This window comes from Nostoc sp. (genome assembly GCF_041747015.1).
Taxonomy (GTDB): Bacteria; Cyanobacteriota; Cyanobacteriia; order Cyanobacteriales; family Nostocaceae; genus Nostoc.
Map to the genome: position 1 here is coordinate 1 of NZ_JBGTFY010000013.1, position 3,218 is coordinate 3,218.

Sequence of the window (3,218 nt, forward strand, 5' to 3'; positions counted from 1 at the left end):
CTTCGCCATGACTCAAACCATTATTCGCGCTGTTATTGGCATCGTTGGCGTTACCTTGATAGTGTTTTACACTGAATCCCACTGCTGGCAATGTCGGGTCATTAGTTCTGGTGGGGTTGTTTTTGGAGAACGGAAGCTTTACTATTCGGCTGAAGCGAAGAAGAGAGCAGGGCGGGATTGGATAAGACAAGGACGGTGAAAGAGCGCAGGGCTTCGCATCCCAAGAAAAACAACCCCTTAATGGGTTTGGGTGTTCGGGCATCGATTCCTCACTACGGCTTGTTGTGTCTAACCTAGAATCGTAGTTTCGCTCGTTTAATCCGATGTCTGTTAATACGTTTATTTATGTTGGCGGTCTAAATGGTGGTAGCGACGAGCCTGTAGTCTATACCATCACCCCAAGCACAGCGATCGCGGTTGGTGATGAAGCTGTTAGCCTAACTGTGACCGAGCAGGATTTAGGCAAAGTTTACATCCGTAAAGGCTCTTGCCTGCATTTCGGAGCTAACTATATCGTAGTTGCTGAGGATACTGTAATTACGTCTGTTGCTACAGCCGTAGATATTAAGCCAGCAACAAGTATGATCGCGCTTGGTGACACTGCTGATACTTGGGGTCTGCAAGGGTTTTTAGCAAGTAATAGCTATTCAAATAATTCAAAATTTACTATAACGACTGATTTTAAAAATTGAGGTTTTGGAGCAATTATTTACCCAGCATCTCAAGGTAGTCAGTCAATTTATACGTTAATTGTGCATAACAGTCGTTATACCTTTGGACGTGCGCTAGTTCCATCGCTTCATGAGCCTAATCCAGACGAGACAGTTACGTTTGAACTATCTTTCCAAGCTCCTTTCAGGAAGTCCGTTGTGTTTTTTGCTGAACCGCCCGTAGAGCAAGCTAAACTCAATCAGGTTCTTAAGCTATCTGGATTGCCTGCTAAGTAGTTCAAGGAATTGATAGCACTGCTCGTACAAGCTTTTTAGTTGTTCAACGGTTGGTTCTAGCATTTAAGCAGACATATCCTGCTGCTGTTCTCGCTCTAACTTTTCGGCGATCGCCTAACGGGTGGGTCAAGTTCTGACCCACTCACATGATGGCTATCAATCTCGAACCACAACCACTACTCAATATGGAACCTCGACTACATAATTTTCAGCGCTCACCGATACGCCTAAATCCTTGAAAAGCGTTGCCTGATCCCGTCCTTCCTTCTGTCGCTCGATCAGGGCGGCATCTCGCGCTGCATTCAAGGCATCTTCGCTCTCCCAATGAGCAACATTGATAAACTCCACCTGTTCATTGCCACCAATGCGATTATAGAGCGTGCCGCCCTTCTGTCCTGGCTGCCTAGCGATGAACGCGGCATCCTTGAGCCACTCCGTCTTGAACTTGTCCACTACGTCCGGCGGCATATTGAACGTGACAAAGGTTGTGATGGTTTCCGTCATATCCACTCCGTGTGCGAACTTCTCAGCTTTGGTTATCGACTCATGAAAAGGCAGATCAGGCTATCGGTCGATCCATCGGTACATCTTTTGACGTTTGCGTAACTCTGCTGCCTGACCTCGTGGTGAGATCGCATCTCCAGGATATACTTCGCATCGTTGGCTCTGAATAGGGACTGTAATAGTTGCTCAAATTCCATCGCGCCCCCACTGCTTTAAGCAGACAAATCCTGCTGCTGTTCCGTCGCCAATTTAGCCGCGATCGCTTCTCTTACCCAATTGGCTAAATTGTCGCCAGCTATTTCTCGTACAGCTTCATCCATACTTACGGGTAGCTTAACGGTTAGCGGCTTCTTTGCCACTGGCTCTTTGCCCTGTACCTGATAATACCCCTTGCCTGTTCTGTTTCCTTTCATAGCTCTATGATAACCGAGTGTACACGGTTAAATGTAAAGATACTATAAATAAGGTTTATATAGGTGTATAACCAGGTGTACTAGGTTATAATGACAATAATTAAGTTAAAAGGCGATCACATTTGTTTTCGAGGCAAGGTGCGATCGCCCGTACCCAAAACTAGGTAAACAAATAATGACATACTTACTCGATTTAGATCAAGACCAGAGAGTAGAGTCCTACGAAGCTATTGAGGAAATTTATCTAGAAGGCATTAGCGACGGCTTCGATGGTCGTCTGCCAATGAATGCTGAAATCATGTATTTACAGGGCTATTGCGAGGGGATGAAGCAAGTAAAAATGATTGATTTATCAATTAATATTTCAGCTTCAATGCTGCACGAGGAACGAACAGAATTACCTCTGGTTTGTGGACAATGCTACTACTTAAATAATGGCATTTGTAGCCTTAAAACAGTGGCTAGAAATAGTAATAGTTACGCTTGCCCTAGCCTACAAATTGATTGCCCATTTTAAGAGATAAAAATGCTCCAACTTTAATCAGTTGGGGCAAGCATTTATTTACAACAAACAAAAGGTAGCAATGGTAATTAAAGAAGGTAAATCACTACTGAGAGTGGCATTAGGGCATCAAGACGAACTTACATTATTGCAAGAGCATAAGCGAATGATATCTAAATTTAAGCAGTTACCAATCTGCCCATTGACTACTCGAACACGAGATCAAAAAATTTGGCTCAAAGACAGACAAACTTTTTGGGCTTGGATGAGGTTACGTATAGATTATCTACAACTTAAGCAATTGGGCTTTCGACCTCTTGACCCTATAGATGATCTCAACTTACACCCCAGGCAACGGGAATTTCTTAACTTATTTAGTTCTTACCTGTTCCAAATGCTGCAAGTAATTATTAAAGGTTTCTCCTTCATTGAGGATGCTGCTATCCGTGAGGGACGGGATTTTTATTTTGATAATGGCAGAGAGTTATTTACAGAAATTTGCTGTAGCTGGGATGAATCCGGCATAAATGATGTATTTAGCGAAGGTATTGATCAAGGGAGCGAACTCAACCAGATTCGTGCCGCTTGGACAACTACGAGTAAGTTCTACAGGGGTAGACTTAGCAAAGAATATACAGGCAAATCAGTTTGCAAAAATGAACTAAAAGAAGAACAAATTCTTTTAGATTTAAAGAACAGTGATTGGTTCGGCTTTTGGCAGTTTGCTATTTTTAAACATCGTTTCAGAGAATTGCGAGAACCTTGGAAAGAATTTCTTAAAACCCACAAAAACATTAGTAGATTTATCAACGAAACTAAGGTCAAAGAAGATACGACGTTGGGAATGTTGAA

General features: G+C 42.9%; 6 protein-coding genes. 4 read left to right on the forward strand and 2 right to left on the reverse strand.

The features are described from left to right. Together ACEW80_RS00985 and ACEW80_RS00990 are read left to right on the forward strand one after the other, a co-directional pair. Positions 1 to 199, forward strand: a 199-nt coding sequence (locus tag ACEW80_RS00985; RefSeq protein ID WP_373524807.1) for a hypothetical protein, incomplete at its 5' end; no start/stop codon positions are given. A gap of 124 nt (positions 200 to 323) precedes the next feature. Next, positions 324 to 692, forward strand: a complete 369-nt coding sequence (locus tag ACEW80_RS00990; RefSeq protein WP_373524808.1) for a hypothetical protein — start codon at positions 324 to 326, stop codon at positions 690 to 692. 435 nt (positions 693 to 1,127) lie between these two features. Here ACEW80_RS00990 and ACEW80_RS00995 read toward each other — a convergent pair whose 3' ends face one another. Continuing rightward, complete coding sequence (locus ACEW80_RS00995) at positions 1,128 to 1,451, reverse strand: antibiotic biosynthesis monooxygenase (protein ID WP_373524809.1); 324 nt, start codon at positions 1,449 to 1,451, stop codon at positions 1,128 to 1,130. A 212-nt stretch (positions 1,452 to 1,663) separates the two neighbouring features. Then, entirely contained in the window at positions 1,664 to 1,864 is a 201-nt protein-coding gene (locus ACEW80_RS01000; protein WP_373524810.1) for a hypothetical protein, read from the reverse strand. 175 nt (positions 1,865 to 2,039) lie between these two features. On the opposite strand from ACEW80_RS01000, the gene ACEW80_RS01005 reads away from it, so the two are divergent. Next, entirely contained in the window at positions 2,040 to 2,381 is a 342-nt protein-coding gene (locus ACEW80_RS01005; protein ID WP_373524811.1) for a hypothetical protein, read from the forward strand. A gap of 67 nt (positions 2,382 to 2,448) precedes the next feature. Next, positions 2,449 to 3,218, forward strand: a 770-nt coding sequence (locus tag ACEW80_RS01010; RefSeq protein ID WP_373524812.1) for a hypothetical protein, incomplete at its 3' end; no start/stop codon positions are given.